Source organism: Burkholderia sp. LK4 (assembly GCF_001043615.1).
Classification (GTDB): domain Bacteria; phylum Pseudomonadota; class Gammaproteobacteria; order Burkholderiales; family Burkholderiaceae; genus Burkholderia; species Burkholderia cepacia.
Window position 1 is genome coordinate 23,278 of the sequence record NZ_LDUL01000029.1, and the last position, 16,097, is coordinate 39,374.

General features: G+C 59.1%; 10 protein-coding genes. All 10 read right to left on the bottom strand.

All coding sequences use genetic code 11. From position 1 onward, the window contains the following. Window positions 1-9 precede the first annotated feature (9 nt). The 10 genes from tssA to tssB all read right to left on the bottom strand — a co-directional run bounded on the left by tssA (window position 10) and on the right by tssB (window position 15,889). A complete protein-coding gene (gene tssA / locus VK92_RS15155) occupies window positions 10-1,593 on the bottom strand; it encodes a type VI secretion system protein TssA (RefSeq protein ID WP_048027991.1) in 1,584 nt (527 codons plus the stop codon). Then, a complete protein-coding gene (locus VK92_RS15160; protein WP_048027993.1) occupies window positions 1,590-5,138 on the bottom strand; it encodes an ImcF-related family protein in 3,549 nt (1,182 codons plus the stop codon). Before VK92_RS15160 ends, tssA begins: the two co-directional genes overlap by 4 nt. Continuing rightward, window positions 5,135-6,373: a hypothetical protein gene (locus VK92_RS15165; protein WP_048027995.1), complete on the bottom strand. Its 1,239-nt coding sequence runs from the start codon at window positions 6,371-6,373 to the stop codon at window positions 5,135-5,137. Before VK92_RS15165 ends, VK92_RS15160 begins: the two co-directional genes overlap by 4 nt. Before the next feature lie 3 nt (window positions 6,374-6,376). Beyond that, on the bottom strand, window positions 6,377-6,634 hold the full coding sequence (locus VK92_RS15170; RefSeq protein WP_048027997.1) for a PAAR domain-containing protein: 258 nt from the start codon (window positions 6,632-6,634) through the stop codon (window positions 6,377-6,379). 144 nt (window positions 6,635-6,778) lie between these two features. Then, a complete protein-coding gene (locus tag VK92_RS41780; protein ID WP_131723242.1) occupies window positions 6,779-7,558 on the bottom strand; it encodes a hypothetical protein in 780 nt (259 codons plus the stop codon). Window positions 7,559-7,611: 53 nt separating this feature from the next. Further along, window positions 7,612-8,535: a hypothetical protein gene (locus VK92_RS41785; RefSeq protein WP_131723243.1), complete on the bottom strand. Its 924-nt coding sequence runs from the start codon at window positions 8,533-8,535 to the stop codon at window positions 7,612-7,614. A gap of 8 nt (window positions 8,536-8,543) precedes the next feature. Then, window positions 8,544-11,339 (bottom strand): hypothetical protein, encoded by a 2,796-nt coding sequence (locus VK92_RS15175; protein WP_231616444.1) that lies wholly within the window; start codon window positions 11,337-11,339, stop codon window positions 8,544-8,546. 9 nt (window positions 11,340-11,348) lie between these two features. Next, the gene (locus tag VK92_RS15180; protein WP_048027998.1) at window positions 11,349-13,688 is read right to left on the bottom strand and encodes a type VI secretion system Vgr family protein; all 2,340 of its coding nucleotides are present in this window, start codon (window positions 13,686-13,688) and stop codon (window positions 11,349-11,351) included. An 82-nt stretch (window positions 13,689-13,770) separates the two neighbouring features. Beyond that, window positions 13,771-15,303: a type VI secretion system contractile sheath large subunit gene (gene tssC, locus VK92_RS15185; protein ID WP_048028000.1), complete on the bottom strand. Its 1,533-nt coding sequence runs from the start codon at window positions 15,301-15,303 to the stop codon at window positions 13,771-13,773. 73 nt (window positions 15,304-15,376) lie between these two features. Then, window positions 15,377-15,889 (bottom strand): type VI secretion system contractile sheath small subunit, encoded by a 513-nt coding sequence (gene tssB / locus VK92_RS15190; RefSeq protein ID WP_048028002.1) that lies wholly within the window; start codon window positions 15,887-15,889, stop codon window positions 15,377-15,379. Window positions 15,890-16,097: the final 208 nt, after the last annotated feature.

A 16,097-nucleotide genomic window follows, 5' to 3' on the forward strand; every position in this document is an offset into this window, starting at 1 on the left:
TCTTCGTTGTTATTGGAGGGTCAGCGCACGTGCCGGGTCAAGCACAGTCAGTTCCGCCTGCAGTTCGCCGATGCGGCGTGCCAGCGCCGGCTTGTCCGCCTCCTTGCGGTTGCTCATCGCCTTCAGTGCCCGGACCAACTGCTGCTTGACCTCGAAGACGAGTGCCGGCTCCCAGCGCATCAGCGGCAGTGACCGGGACGATGCGTCGAGCTCGGCAAGCAGCGCCAGTGCCGTATCCGGGCGGCCGGCATGATCCGCGAGGCGGGCCATCACGAGGCGTTGCAGGTAGCGATGACGATCAGTCCTCATGCCTGGCAGCCCTTCGAGCCAAGCGAACGCGGCTTCAACACCTTCCCGCCCAGCCAGTTCCCGCGCCTGCGTCTCAATTTCCGGCCAGTCGCCGGCGGTATCGCCTTCGCTGTCAGCCGACACGGCCAACGGCGCGACAGACTCCCCCGCTTCCAGATCGCGCACCACCGCGTGCCGCGCGATCCACTCAAGCGTCATGTCGTCGGCAAATGGCGTGCCGTCGTTGAATGCCAGCCGCTCGATGCCTGGCAATCGTTCGAGGAACAGTGCGAAATCCGCGCGCATCAGCTCGCGCCATGCGTTGTACGGCGCACCGACGTGGTCGAGGGCGACGTGCTGGAAGTACTGCAGGTCGAACCACAGGTGGTTCACGCCCTCCATGAACGCACCCTCGACGCGTTCGAGCAGTTCGTGCCACTGCTTCTGCAGCACGAGCCGCTTCATCTGCTGACGCAATTCGCCGCGTGGTGGCACGAGGCGCGTGCGGGCCGCGGCATCCGCCGGCGGCACCTCGTGCAGCGTGTCCCAGCGGACACTACGCACGAGTCGCATCGACGGCAGATAGCCACTCTCCTGGTCGCGGAGCCAAGCCGCCATCGCGCGAGCCTGGTCCAGCAGATCGCGCGTAGAGGTGATGCCGCTGGACGTTGCCGATGCGGTCGTCGTCGCTGACGCGACCGTTTCAGCCTCCACAATGCACGCCGGTTCGCCCTTGCGCTCAAAACGGGAGATGAGCGGCTGCAGGTTCGGATGTGCGGCTTCCGGCCATGCGCCTGTGCCAGCCACCAGCACATCCAGCGCGGCGAGCGCCCGTTCGAGGTCGGCCGGAGCAAATGCACCGCGGCTTTCGAGCAACTCGATCACACGCGTGGTGGCCAGCATTTCGAGCGCGCCCTTCTTCGCCTCGGCGCGCGCTGGCAGTAGCGCTTCGCCAAACCGGTTGACGAGTGCAGCCGTCAGCTCAAGTCCGTCGGCAAATCCCGCGGGACCATCCTGCCGCAGCCGGGCGAACGCGTAGTAGCCGGCCAGTCGCAGATCCTTGCCCGTTTCCTTCAGCAGTTGCTCGCAGGAACGCACGACCAAGCCATCGTCGATGCCTGAGAGCTTTTGCGTTTCCTCCCGCAACTCGAAGAACACGTCCTCGTAGCCGGGGTCACGGCCAACACCGCCGTCGCCGCCGAGCGGCTGCAGCCAGGTATCCCAGGTGTCGAGCCGCGCGCGCACCAGTTGCTCGGCGTCATCGCGGGCAGGAAAAAGACTCTTGAACAGTCCACCCAACATCATTCGATCTCCGGCAACGCGCCACGTGGAAGCGGCATCGCAGCATGTTTCGCTGCTTCGAGCATCGACGCTGGCAGCGGCGGCGGATTGGCAGCCGAGAGCTTGGGGCCGGACTTCACCGAGCCCGTCAAGAAAATCCGCGTCGGCAGCGTGAAGTTGCGCAGTTGCAGCACGTCGAGCGGACCCGCGCCCGCCTCGCTGCGCAATTGCACCTTGAGCGGAATGCCTTGGCTCGTATCCGGCGTCCAGGTCAGCAGATAGCGCGCGTTATCCTGCTGCGATACCTTCGCACGCTCCAGCAGCCGGATCAGGCCGAATCGCCCCTGCGCGTCGAATGCTGTGCGCAAGCCACCCTGCTGGGTCTGCCATTCGATGTGCGACAGGTTCTCCAGCGACTGGCCGGGCCACTCAAACGGCACCCATTCCTGCTTCTGGTTGAAGTAGCGCAGCTCGCGCCCGGACAGCACGAACTTCATGTCTGTCACGCCTGGCGTCGGCACAGCCTGCAGTTCGTACCGCACGTGCGCATCCCCGGACGGGAACATCACCGTCGAGACCCGCGTGAGCTTGTTCAGGCTGTTCAGGAAACTCGGATCAATCGTCAGCGCCCCATGGTCGGCACCTTGCGCGGCCACCCATCGGTCGCCCTGCCGCTCAACGACGCCGGCGAGCTGAGTCGTGACGAACTGCGCGATCACACCGTTGTCCGGCCGCATGAAGCGCGCCATCTCGGGCAGCGATGCGTCGTTGTCGGAGTCCGAGAACGGATAGCGTCCGCCAAACGTCTTGTTCCAATCCGCCACGATCGCCGTGCGCCAGATTTCGTTCAGGCTCGACGCAGCCGGCTGCACGACGACCTGCCACGCCTGGTCAAACGGCGCCCGAAAAAGCTCACCGAATCCCGCCCATTGCTCGCCGAGGCTCGCGGCTACGCGGCTCGCATAGTCGCGACTATCCGAAATGTCGGAGGTCTTGCCTTGCAGGACCGACTGCGCGGCCAGACGTGCGATCGCGTCCGGATCAGCGCCAGAGACAATCTGCGAAGCCTTCAGACGCATCGCGGTGACCCGCTCGAGATAGCGCGCGAGACTCAGGTCCCCCGTCGCAGCCAGTTGAGCCGCTGCCTTGCCGTTGGCCGGCGCGCCGGACGCCAGATCGCTGCCGGTCAACCTCAGGATCGGGCCGAAGGCAGCGGCAAGCGGTGCAAGCTGTGGCTGGGCCTGCTTCGACGGATCCTTCTCTCCCGCGCCAACGAGCTGCTGCGCCTTGTTTATCAGGCTATCGGAGAGCGACTGCGTGTTCGCGCCGGTACCCGCCTGATAGACGATCGCGTTCATTAGTGCAACAAGCGGCGAGCGTTGCGGGTCGCCCAGCAACATCAGTTGGTCGGCCGTGGCTGTCAGCGTGGGTGCGGATTGCCAGCGCAGACTGTTGAGGAACAGCCCCCAGGCGCGCGCGTAATCATCGAAATAGCGCTGGCGCAGTTCGGCCTTCAGCGTCGACGGCGTCTGGTTGCTGGTCTTGGCATCCGACAGCACCCAGTCGCCCGAAACGTCTCGCTGCGCGCTGGCATCGTCGATTGCCTTCGAAATCCGTTCGTCCCACGCCGCGCGCGTGAACACGCCCGGAATTGTCGCCGTTGTGTTGAACAGACCGCGGCCTGTCGTGTCGCCGAGCAGTGTGGCGAGGGACACAGGCGGATACTTCGGTGTCGTTTCATCGATGATCTGCTGGTAGAGCGCATCCTTGGAGTTCTGGATGCCTCGCACGCCAATGACCGTCTGGCGGGCTGAGGCAATCAGGCCGCCGTCTGGCACGATAGCCAGCGCGGAGGCATTCGATGCGCTGTCGCGGCCAAGATGGTTTGCGAAGAATGCGATCGTGTGCTGACGCAGATCCGCCCAAGTACCCGACGACACGGTCGAATTAGCCGGGCGTGCGGGCGCTGACGTCGCGACAAGTTGCGGCGTCAGGAAGGCAGCCATGACCCGCTTGGGCTGTGCGAGCATCAGGTAGGCCTTGAGCGTGTCGTAGGCGGCCTGGATCTGCGCATTGCCGCCGCTGGCGATCTGAGCATCGGACAGGGACGCGAGCTGGTGCAGGCGTTCCTCGAGCTTCTGCCGAATCGGGGCGACGAGGATGCGGCTTGCGGCACCGGAATAGCTCGGCCAGAGCGCGTCAAGCAGTGCGCCATCTCGGTTCAGGCCGAACCGGGACGTCCAAGGTGCCCCGTCACGTTGATGGACTTCGAGCGTATCGATCTCCCGGTCGAGGCCATTGAGACCCTGCAGGGCCTGCGTGTGATCCTGCACCGTGGAGAGCTTCGCGACCGTGTCGGTTGCGCTCTGGATAGTGGTGCGGTTGATAAAGCCGGACAGCATCGTGCCGGCGATCCAGCAACCGACGAGTGCCGTGGCAAGCCAGGCGGCTGTGGTCGACAGCGAGAAGCCGACACGACGGCCGTGAATCTTGCGGCTGTGTTCGGCGACGGTCTGCCAGATTGACCGATGTTGCGGACCGAGCGCTGGCTCGTCGTCGGACTCGGTCGGCGCCGGCGGCGCCAGTTCTCGCTCCTTGAACAGTGGCGCAAACAGCAAGCCGTGGACAGCATGTCGCCAGACACGGGATTGAGCTGTTTGTATCACCAGTCCAGACAACGCTTTGCGTATCGTCGAAATATGCTGCGAAAGTTCGGCCGGATAGCGATCGAGCGGATCCTTCGCGAGGCGAGCAACTCCAGCGTCGGCGAGATTGTGCGACAGGGTCCTCAGGGAATCATCGATGTCGCCTGCATGTACGCGTGCATTCGCCCACGTGAAGCCGATGGCTTCGTCCCGCCCCGATGCCTGGCTGCCGAAATCCGTGACATTGAGCAAGTACGCCGGTGCCGCCCAGCGCAGAGCACGAGCGTGGCGCGCAAGTCGTTGCGAGAGGTTGTCAACGTCGAAGGGCGCAGTGGCCGAGCTGCGATTACGCGTTACCGCCACGATTGCGTCAATGGGACGCCGACGACGCAGGCGGCGGATTTGGTCGAGCCATGCAATGTCGAGCGTGCTGTTCGTTTGCTTCGCATAGAGCAGAACTGCACCGTCGGTAATCGCATAACCGGTGTCAACGAGACCTGGCGCGAGGCGCTTGACCAGCGGTTCGTCTCCAGCAACCAGGACCCAACGTTCGCGGTAGCGCCAGCGCCAGCCGTGGCGTTCGGAAAGATTGCCTCGCAGAGTCGTAGCGTGATCGAGTGGGCCTGCCGACTCATCCGGATTGGATGCAGTGCGCTTGCTAGCGTCGTAACTGGCGAACCAACGGGAGGCTCTCAGCGAGGCAATCCAAAGCAGTACTCCCTCGAAGTACTTGACCAGCAGAATTACCATCAGAAAGGCCGAAAGCAGGGAAAGCTCGATGATGATCCGAGTATCGATAGACCATCCGTGAAGCGCCCCCTTCCCCCATACCGCGATACCGAGCGCGAGGAAGACGATGGCGGCCGCGATGCCAATGAAGAAGCCGGCCGGTCGAGTCATATTGTCGTTCTTGTTATCGTTCATGTCTGTTTTCTGCACATAAGGGCGGTCAGTTCGTTACCTTCGCCACATAGCACTATTTGCGGGTCGCCCGTAGCCCGAGCACTTTCTGCGGCAAACGCAGCAGCCAACCAGGGCCCCGCACCCGAACAGTCGCCCACCAACGTCTCGAGCGCGAGCCATCTCATCTCGTCCGGAAATGACACCGCTCGTCGAATCGCGCTCACTCTGTCACTGGTCAGACCATGAGCCCATCCCACGCGCAGACGATCGACTGAGGATTGTCCCCACCGAGCAGCAAGCCCAAGCGTCCGGGTTGCCACATCAAACGTGCCTGTGGCAGGTCTATGCAATCGCAACTCGACAGGCATGGTGAGTGACGTAAGGCGTGGGCTTCCAATGAGCAAAGCGACGCCTACCTCTGCAACGCCATCCGACAGAACAGTACTGATTGCATCGCGAAGCTCAACGGCAACTAGGAGGTGGACCGAATTGACGTCTCGATTGTCCAGCCACGCGTCCGTCCGGAAGAGCGGAATCTCGTATTCACTCGACACGACGTCCACCTTCAAAGAAGGCACTCGTTCAGCCAGCAATTCCCGTAGCTGAGCCTCGACAGTCTCCATTTTCAGCCTGGACCGATGCTGAAGCTCGACCCGTAGATTCGTTCGCGGTGGAAGACTGCTGAGCTGCTGCAGGAGACGCTCGATCAAGCGCTCGAGCAGCCACTGACACACGGCTTGATGGCGGGCATATTCAGCGAGTTCGTTACCCGGATAGAAGTGCATCTCGGGGATGCCGAGCCAACGTGCATTGACTTCGCTATCCGCGACTGCACCGCTCGGCCGTAGTTTCCCCGGTTCAGCTCCTGTCAGTATTCCTTCGAGCGAGTTTTCCGAATCGTTCGCAGCGAAACACCAGGCATGGCCCAAAATCGCCAGCGGTCGGCTCGCCATCGCATGACACGCCTGCTCAGCCTCATCGCTGACGCGGTTAGTCGCAATCGCCTGATTGCGACGCGCGTAGCCATACCCAAGCCAGATGCACAGCAGAAATGCCCACGCCATAAATGGGTAGCCCGCGGCACAGAACCAGAACCACAGCGTGTTCGTTGGCACGCCCGCCGGCCGAAGCATGATCGTCAGCCCCGCTCCCGCTCCCATTACGAGTACCAGCAGGATCGTCCAGAGGATCATTGAGGCCCGAGGCGGAGGCGGCACCTCCACCCGCGGCGGCACGCGATTGAAATCGACAGGCATCGCTTACCGAATCTGTGCTCCGCTGGAGGAGGCAATGAGGACCGCCCCACAACGCGTGTGATCACCGTCACGAGAAAGCGGCGTGGCGCCATCCTTCACCCTGTCGCTGCCTTCGACGATTTCGTTGTCGCCGTGGAGCGGGCACGACACTTTGTCACCGACGCGGGCGGCCCGACGACCCATTACCTTGATGCGATCCGAGCCGGTAAGGATCTTGCCCCCATGGCTCGTTGCGTCACCTTCATATGCGAGATTTTTCATCGTTGTCCATATTTAAAGGCTTGTATGCATTAACCCCAACGAAGGATCTCGAATGGAACTTCGTTGCTTCCCGAATGAGAAACGATATAGCATACGACCCGGTACCCAACACTTTATTAATCAATCACATTGATAGACAGATTTTTATCTACGCCTTCCACGCCAATATCTCTTAACGTCCCAAGCAGCTCTGTATCGAAACCTTGACTCGCGTCCTTGAACATAGCCCTCGACCCCAGTCATCGCCCCATTTTCCGTAACACGCTTGTTTTCCATCAGCACCCCATTTTCATCAAAACTATAGGCGTACACTTGATATAGCTTGCCATAGGTGCCGTCACCTCGATTGCTTACATCCCATGCGACAATGGAAAATAGATTGGCACGACCATCTAGCGGCATGAAGAATATCGACTTGATTATCGGCACCCCTCCTTCAACCGAGTACCTCGCAAATTCTGTCTTTTCACACCCGCCTTTAACTGGTCGATAGAAATCAAGAACCAACGAGTAATCCTCAGTTCCGCCCTCAACAGAAACTCTCGAATCTTTAATCAGGGAAGACGCATCAAATACGTTGACCCCTACATTTTCCATCGGACAATTTGGCACGCGTTCAGCCCCATACGCGCCGAGCGTGAACGCGAGGATCACCTCAACAACCAATAAGCGATAGAAAATGAGCAATTCTTCTCGCCGTGATGACTCGATAATCTTTCGCATACTTATTGAGCAATCGGGAAATCTTTTTATGCTAAGATTCGCCACCATGCAAATCAACAACCGCAAGAGATTGATATAAAAACATTCGCCCCATGGAATCCCGGGATGAGCTTCTTCATAAAATCCGGAAGTCGTTGACTGGCGCCTTGGACCATGTCGAAAATTTGAAGCCAACACCCTCTGGGTATGCAACAACGCCACGTAGCATCGTACGCCTCAAGCAAATTTCTCCCATAAAATTAAGATTCGGCGATTCAATTATCTGCGGAGCATGCATTCACATCCTCACAACGAATCCATCGTTCAATAATATTTCCGTTCTTCTGACGATATCTTGACACCACAAATCCCCTCGACAAGCCAGATTTATTCACCAATACTGAATCACCTTGCACAAGGTAGGCTCCAGTAACTGATGATTTCTCGGGCATTGCATATAGATATGCCCTCTTTGAAATCACTGCATGTCCAACCCAGGTGCTCGACTCAACTGGTGCGACGTGGATAGATGTGCCGTTCCGGTCGCTAGTCAGGATCTTCTTCAGCTTAGCGGCGTCCTCGGTGTCTCCGTCCCTCTGTAATTGGACAAGTAGTTTCGAATAAGCACTTCTGTTACCTGCACTTGGTGGATCACACGCAAGCAGATTGTCAAATGTGGTACCCTCTACCAGATATGCTAGGATTGGTGGCTGTGAAGTTTGGTATCCATTTTTGTGTTTCGATGAATAAGCGGCGTAGATTTCGGCTGCATTAGGTGGATTATCAAAGATCGGCTCAATGTTGACGGACCACTGGTGAGGCGGTTGCCACTCTCCACCACATATTGCATCTTTCGCCACATGCACAACGCAACCGTCCCGCATGCGTACGAAGGCACATAAATACTCGGAACGCACAGACACACCACTGGAATCAGCGAGCTCTCCCTCGGCAGAAAAATTCACGACCGAGTACTGTTTGTCTGGAGACAGACTATTCGTTCCAGGCTCGTAAAATCTCAATCCCTCATCGAAAGGCGCAAACATCGCGCCATCTTTCCGCTTAAAGCGAAGCGATTGGTAGGCGTCGTGCCCGCGATTGGCATACTCTAAAACACTTGATTCACCCGGCACATTTACCTGAGCCCGAACGCAGACAGACAGTACTGCCAAGAACAAAAATAGGGATCTACGAATCATTTGAATTCCTATAGCATCCCGCGAAGCTGGTTGTAACGTTCCACTGCTGAGTTCATATGGCGTGATGGGCCATAGATCTGAATAAGTTCGGCTTCATAATGCGATCTGTTGTCACCCCATTGCGTCGGATCTGCTCCCAGTCCCTTGTGCCGTGCCCGAAGTGTATTAATCGATGCTCCAAGATCTACAGAGACATTACCGGGTGCGTTGACGTCTTGATCAAGAACAAGTGCACGACCTAACCGGGATGGGAAGAAGTCGCTTGCGGAATTACTATAACCACTCGGCTTCTTAGCGATGGCAATGTGCAAACGGCCAATGAAATCCACAACCTGCTTCTTCTGATACTCCTCATTGATCATCGCGTGCGCAATGGAAGCCAATGGTTTCGACTCCTTTGGGAATCCACTGTCTGTTTCTTGAAACTCTTTCTTGATGAAGTCATAGAGTTCCTGACCAGTGATTTTCCTGTTTCCAGTATCACTGGATGAATAGTAAATCCTCGGACCTTTTTCCTGTACAACGGACCATCCGCATCGGCCAAAAATTTCCTCGAACAAACTAGGATTTTCGTTCTGAAACTCCCAGATCTGTTGTGGGAGTTCTCCGTAGCCTTCTGGTGTCACGGTCTTCTGCATGGCACCGGCACTGAATGTCTGCCAATCCCAAGCCTGCACAGCGTCCATATTACCTTCGTTGGACGACATGGCGATCACGATTGCCTTTTCGTCCTCAGTGGCTTTGGACTTGGCAATGAGATCGTCCCATCCTGTGAACTTGTCCAACTTCTTTGTACCCGCAAAAACCGGGCCATAGTATGTCTGAGGCGGATAATGCCGCCGATGTCTTACCCAACGATAGCGGTTAAATACCTTACCAAGACAGCATCCGCAGACGCAAGTATCCGCCTTGAAAAAATTCCCGATTAAGCTAATGGGATTGATATGAAAAATATCCGACTCAGGGAAACCCGGGATGCAAGCCTTGACATCGGCCCACCACGCGAGGTCCTCAATCCGCTTCTGCTCTTCTCCGTTCGGTGACTTTGGTCCCGTCTGCTTTTCCAGCTCGGTAATCAGTTGCTTCCACTTTGATGGATTTGCCCACTCGCTCTCATGCTTAACAATCAGACGAGACGTAGCCTGCGTCAGCCACGGATATCCGCCGCGCTCAATCTGTGACAGCGTGCACAGTTCGTCTGCCGCTTGCTTCCCATCGCCTTTTGTGAAAAGGGCGTCGTATACCTTGAGCATCAACGGGCTAAGATTCGCACGCGAAGCGAGATCGGCAACATTGGCACTGCGCACATAGTCAACCCACTTCTGGGTCGTCGCAAAGATCGTATGCGCTGCGTCATGGGCATCTGCTAGGCACTCGAAATCGACCCACTTCTGCGCGAATTCCCGCGTCACCCGGCCGCTCGGGTGGTTGAAGTCGCACACCCAACCGTCGATCGGCTGACCTTGCGCATTCACACCGTCAACGTGCCACCAGTTCACCGGGTAACCGGGATTGGGATTCGGACGCGGCTCGGGAATTCGCCGCTTGGGGTCACGTGCCAGTTCGGCAAGCGAATACACCTGAACTGTGTCCGTCTTTCTCGACTGCGGGGCGGCGCCCGGGACGAACTTCTTCTTATCCTCGGTGGGTTGATAGAGCACCGTACCCGGCGCGATTCGCAGAATCGTCGGCTCGGCGGGTAAGCCCAGTGCCGTCCAGTCCTCCTTGTGCGGACCGTGCTCGTTGACCCATGCCCGCCCCTGTTCGAGAAACGACTGGATGCTGTCGTCGCAGAACACCTCGATGTGCGCCATCCGGGTTCCGGACGTACATTGGTTCAGCGAGTCATAGCGACCGAGATGACCGACCAGGTCGCCAGCCTTGATCCTGATACTGCTCCCAGTTCCCTGCGGATCGCTCGGACGGCACGTCCGATCTGTCGTGATAATCACATGGTCGAACATCGAGTCCTCGGTGACCTCCTCGACAACTGACCCACCGTTTTCCTGGCCGATAGAGAGCCAGCCACCAACTGCAAGGGCCGGCTCTACGTAGCCGCCGGCTTCGGGAGGGTACAACGATGCCCCATTCAGGTCCGTCACTTGCCCCCACCCGTTCTCCTTTTTACCGACGCTGACTCTCGCCCCCTGCGGGACAATGCCAATGATTTCGCCGTGTGGATGACTTTTGCGAATCCGCAGCCCCTGCTGCGATGGCTCAGCGGCCTGCCCGTTACGCCCTGGCGAGGGCTTATCCTGCGCGTACTGCGTTACCTGCCATTGCCGCGGCCAATACGACGGCTTGTCCCGCTTTGGGAAGTTTGCGTAGTCATCCCAGGACATCAGATGCATGTACAAGCTATAGAACGTCAGCTTCGTACTCAGCGGGAACTCCATCGTGTGCCGCACCAGCGCGAAGCCCGTGCTATATGGGGCCTGAATCGGTGTTCCACCACCCTCCACAGCGATCTCGCTAAGCGGGTATGTCTTGTTGGCGCGAAACGCTATTAGCTCGCCGTCAGCGATGCAGCGCAGTCCAGCCTCAAGATCCAGCGACTGCCCAGCGCCCGCTTCAGTGACGTGGACCCCTCCGTGCCACATCCCTTTACTGCTAACGAGGTACGTGCCCGAAGACTCGCGTTCGGCCAGCAGCCGGTATATTTCGTGCTCGTCGGTGAACTGGGCGGAGGCCTCCGTCTGGCTCCGTCCCTTTCGAAGGAACGGAAAGGCGAACGGCAACGGCTTCAGCTTGGGCGGAGCCGGTGTGGGCGATTGCCGCTTCTTCGGTGCAGGCTGGTTTGGCATAGTTAAGCTTTATTCAGAAAATCCGAAGTTCATTGCGTCTTTCACGTCGTTGAGTGGCGCCTTGGACCACGTCGGGAATTTGAAGCTGCCACCATCGGCGTCATCGATTGTCAGGTTTCCCTTGACCTCGATTTCTCCGGCCGGACTGCCGAGAATGATCTTGCCGCCCGAGAGCTTGATGTAGGCGCCGGCCCCATCGCCAAGCGTGACGCCTTTACGGCCCGTGATGATTACTTCTCCATCTGATGAACTGGCTGTCAGGTCCTGCATCGACATCAGTTCCATCGTGTCGGATTGCGCCTGGAGTTGAACTTTCCCCTTCGCGGCAAAGATCCGAATCCCGAGCCTCGCCGCGAAGAACGAAATCGCCTCGCCGGCCGCGACTGCGATACGCTTCATGGCACCGATGTCGAGCCCGTCACCAGCTGTGATAAACATTTGCTTGCGGGCAGCAAGCTGCATCTGCTGACCACTGGCGAGTCCGACGCCATCGGGGGCTGTCGCAACGATGACGGGTTTCTGAAGTTGCTTGAGCCTTTGCTGGATCAGCACACGCTGTTGATCGATGTCAGCCTGCAACGCCTTCGCAGCGTTCGCTGAGTCATTCAACGTATGCAGGATCTGCTCGGCTTGCTCGAGCGTCATGTCGGCATCCTGCATCGCGAGTTGTTGACCCGCAGCACCTGGCTGCCCTTCGGCGCTAACCAGCACACCCTTTGCACCCCGAACAGCAACCGGCCCGTCGGTGCGTAATTCCGCACCGTGCCCCCGCTCCTTGCGATCACCGTCGACCATGTGCCCAAGGTTGAGCTCACTGTCCTGAAACGGCGTCATCAGATGGATGTGCTCGACACCCTCCTTGTCCTCCATCCGCTGCGTGTTGCCCGCAGCGGTCACAATGAGGTTCCGGGTGTGATTCAGGTTGTTGACGAGGTCCGGATGCAGACTGTCGTGCATCGCCCCGATAATCAGCGGCCGGTTCGGGTCACCCCCGGTGTGGACGATCGCCACCTCCGCGCCATCAATCAGCGGGAAGTGGTGACCGTAGTTGTCGCCGCTGTACGGTTTGGCGAACCGCACCGGCCGGCTGGTGCCGCCCGGACTCCATTCATCGAGGTCGAACGGGAGCTTGACCACGTACCAGCCCTGCTCCGTCAGGTACGCATATTTGTAATTGCCGGGTGACGTAATACGGGCTGGCAAGACACCGTCGATAACGGGGCTCGAAATCGAGTCCATCGGTGTACGCCACACCCGGTCGGACGGAATCCCCTCGAAGGACACCCAATACGACTGGTCGCGCCCGCCTTGTGACTCCACCGACGTAACGAATATCCCGTGCTTCGCGTCAGCCGGATTCGGCTCAATTCGCAGCACCTCGCCCGCTTCCAACCAGAACGGGTTGCCGGTGCCCTTGAAGGTGATTTGGCTGGCCAGGTACGCCTGATGCCGCAATTGCGCAAGGCGCTTACCTTCTTCCGGCGTCTCGTAGTGTTCGCCCCATTGGTAGTCGACGGCGTTGGTCGTCTTGTCGTCACGCGCGACGTTTTCCTCGACCAGCAGCGACACTCCAGCCTGCCTATGGTTGTAATCGTGCAGGCGCACGGCTTCGGGCACGCGCTGGGTCCGCTTCTCGAGCGTCTTGATCGCATCCGTGCCAGAGCTCTCGAGCCCCGAGTCGCGCCGATACGATACGGTGCGCTGCTTGCGCGAGTAGGCGTCCAGGTCGTCGCCGAACACCAGCATCGCGTGATCCTTCTTCTGCTCCCACCGGAACCAGATCCCTTCCTCCGCGCAGATGCGCTGGATAAAGGCAAATGTGGTCTCGTGATACTGCGTGACGTATTCGCGGCGCTTGTACTGGCCGCGCAACTGGAACGCAAAGTCGACCCCGGCGCGATAGCCGTAATGACGCAGCGTGTCGGTGACGATCTCCTCAACCGACTGTTTCTGGAACAGCCGGCTTGTCACACCGCGGTTCAGGTCGGCGAGCTTCGGCTCGAGCCGGACCCGATAGTGCGTCTGGTCAGCTGAGGTACTGAATTCGTCAAACTGCGTGATGATGCCGTGAATCGTATACGCCGGCGGCATCTTGCTGAATTGCTCCGCGTTCTCACCGAACATCCTGCGCAGATAGTCCATGTTGGGATCGACCGGAGCGATGATGAATTTCGTGGGGCGGCCGACCACCTGGTCCATCGGGATACCGGACATCGGACTCGTGAACTCGATGTCGTAGCAGTACAACTCGCTCACCGCGTCCCGCCCCGTGAATCGGAGGACGGACGTCGGCGCGGGGTGCGGCGCCAACTTCAATTCATAAGCCTGCGACGGCAATATCATCGACATGGGTTTTCTCTCAGTGCGCGAACACAACGGCACCGCCAGGGCACACATCAGCTCCCCGGCGGGTCATGCATGAAACGTCAGATCAGCCCTTGGCCTTCGGCATCTGCGACACCAGCGACAGGCCGATGTCCATGCCTTCGACCTGGAAGTGCGGGATGATGAACAGCTTGATGCGGAAGAAGCCCGGGTTGTCTTCGATGTCCTCGACCGTCACCTTCGCTTCGCGCAGCGGATGCGACGCTTGCAGCTCATCGCCCGGATCCTTCATCTCGGTCACGAGACCCTTGATCCAGTTGTTCAGCTCGAGCTCGAGCAGACGCCGATCCTTGGTCGTGCCGATGTTCTCGCGCTGAATCAGCTTCAGGTAATGCGCGATGCGCGACAGCAGGAAGATGTACGGCAGACGCGCGTTGATGCGGCTGTTCGCGGTAGCTTCCTTGGTCTCGTACAGCGCCGGCTTCTGCGTCGAGCTGGCCGAGAAGAAGCACGCGAAGTCGTGGTTCTTGTAGAACGACAACGGGATGAAGCCCAGATTCGCGAACTCGAACTCGCGCGTTTCCGGAATCAGCACCTCGGTCGGGATCTTCGGCTGCACGCCGGTGCCGAGGTCATACAGGTGGACCGGCAGGTCCTCGACCTTGCCGCCGGCCTGCGGACCGCGGATCTGCACGCACCAACCGTTGCTGACGAAGCTGCGCACCATGTTGGCCGCGAAAGCGAACGATGCGTTGACCCACAGATACTTGTCGTGGTCCGGGCCCTTCACCGCTTCTTCGTAGTTGAAGGCGCGCACCGGCGTCGTGTCCTTGCCGTACGGCAAGCGGCCGAGCACGCGCGGCATCGTCAGGCCGACATAGCGCGCATCGTCCGTGTCGCGGAAACTCTTCCACTTGATGTACTCGGCGCGATCGAAGTAGTTGCCGATGTCCTGGATCGCCGCCACTTCTTCCATCGACTTCTTGCCGAAGAATGCCGCGCCGACCGCGCCGATGAACGGCATGTGCGCGGCGGCCGCCACCTTCGAGATGTTGCGCAGCAGCGCCACGTCCTGAGGTGCATGCGTGAATTCGAAGTCGCTGACCATCGCACTGATCGGCTGGCCGCCCGGCGTGTCGTATTCTTCGATGTAAGTCAGGCGATACAGGCCGCTCTGGATCAGTTCCGGCGTATCTTCGAAGTCACGCTGCAGCGCATCTTTCGAGACATCCAGCACTTCGATGCGCGCGTTCTTGCGGAAGTCCGTGCGCGAGACGAGCATCTTCAGGCCGCGCCAGCGCCCTTCGAGTGCCTGGAACGCCGGCGTGTGCATCACGGCATCGAGCTGGCGGCTGATCTGCCGGTCGAGCTGGCCGATATAGAAGTCGAGCAGCGACTTGTCCAAACGGTCAACCGGCTTGCTTTCCTTCGCGATGAGGTTGAGCAGCGCATCCATGCCGCGCGCGACGCGTTCGTCGGCCGACGCTTCCGACAGCGTGTCGTTATCACGAAACGCTTCGAGCGGTCGCGCCTCGGCGACCGGCTTCAGGTTGATCTTGTTGCACAGCGCGGCGTAAACGCTGTCATTCTCGAGCACGACCGTTTCCGTGGTGCCCTGATGCGATTCATTCTGTTTCATCGTTCTCTCAGTCCCGTTTCGTATGGCTGCGTGGTTGCGAGAGGCGGTGACGGCCTTCTTGGGCCGGCCGCGCTCAGGCATGGCCTTCCTGCTGCGTCGCCGCCGTGACGATCTGCGCCAGTTCGCCACGCAGCTTGTCGGTGAGGCGCTTGTCCTTCAGGATCTTCTCGAACTCGCGGCGGAACGTGCCGTTGTCGAGCAGATTCGACTTCAGGTCGCGCAGCAGATTGCGCATCGCCAGCATCGCCTGCAGCTCCGGAATCTGGCGGGCAACCTGCTCAGGCTCGAAATCCTTCATCGACCGGAACGCGAGATTGACCGGTAACTCCGAGCCATCGCTGGCCAGGGTGTTTTCCGCGGCGATCTTGAGGTCCGGCGCGTAGTCAGCCAGGACAGCATCGAAATTATTCTTGTCGATATTGACCTTCTTGCGCTCGGCCAGCGGCGCCTGCTCGCGGCCCGCGCTGAAGTCGCCCGCGACGAGCAGCTTCAACGGCAGTTCGACTTTCTTCTGGGCTCCGCCCGTATGTAAGTCCAACGTAATTGATACGCGGCTCTTCGGAATTTCCCTTTGGAAGCTGTCCATTAGCAATCCTTATTTGATAACAGTCAATCACTGAGTTGGCGTACAACGTATTCGGCACGATACTACATCGCGCGGCCCCGTTCGTGCATCGAATTCGCATCGCACTTATACACGGCAAACCAAGCACCCGTCAAAGCACCCCGCGGCTTTAAAGGTCAAAAACCATAAAACCTAAAATTTACTTTTCAATTTCCATCACCACCATCCT

What these genes read in the sequence shown, in the direction of transcription:
- tssA (WP_048027991.1), bottom strand. Translation starts at nt 1,593, where the DNA reads ATGATGTTGGGTGGACTGTTCAAGAGTCTTTTTCCTGCCCGCGATGAC.
- VK92_RS15160 (WP_048027993.1), bottom strand. Translation starts at nt 5,138, where the DNA reads ATGAACGATAACAAGAACGACAATATGACTCGACCGGCCGGCTTCTTC.
- VK92_RS15165 (WP_048027995.1), bottom strand. Translation starts at nt 6,373, where the DNA reads ATGCCTGTCGATTTCAATCGCGTGCCGCCGCGGGTGGAGGTGCCGCCT.
- VK92_RS15170 (WP_048027997.1), bottom strand. Translation starts at nt 6,634, where the DNA reads ATGAAAAATCTCGCATATGAAGGTGACGCAACGAGCCATGGGGGCAAG.
- VK92_RS41785 (WP_131723243.1), bottom strand. Translation starts at nt 8,535, where the DNA reads ATGATTCGTAGATCCCTATTTTTGTTCTTGGCAGTACTGTCTGTCTGC.
- VK92_RS15175 (WP_231616444.1), bottom strand. Translation starts at nt 11,339, where the DNA reads ATGCCAAACCAGCCTGCACCGAAGAAGCGGCAATCGCCCACACCGGCT.
- VK92_RS15180 (WP_048027998.1), bottom strand. Translation starts at nt 13,688, where the DNA reads ATGTCGATGATATTGCCGTCGCAGGCTTATGAATTGAAGTTGGCGCCG.
- tssC (WP_048028000.1), bottom strand. Translation starts at nt 15,303, where the DNA reads ATGAAACAGAATGAATCGCATCAGGGCACCACGGAAACGGTCGTGCTC.
- tssB (WP_048028002.1), bottom strand. Translation starts at nt 15,889, where the DNA reads ATGGACAGCTTCCAAAGGGAAATTCCGAAGAGCCGCGTATCAATTACG.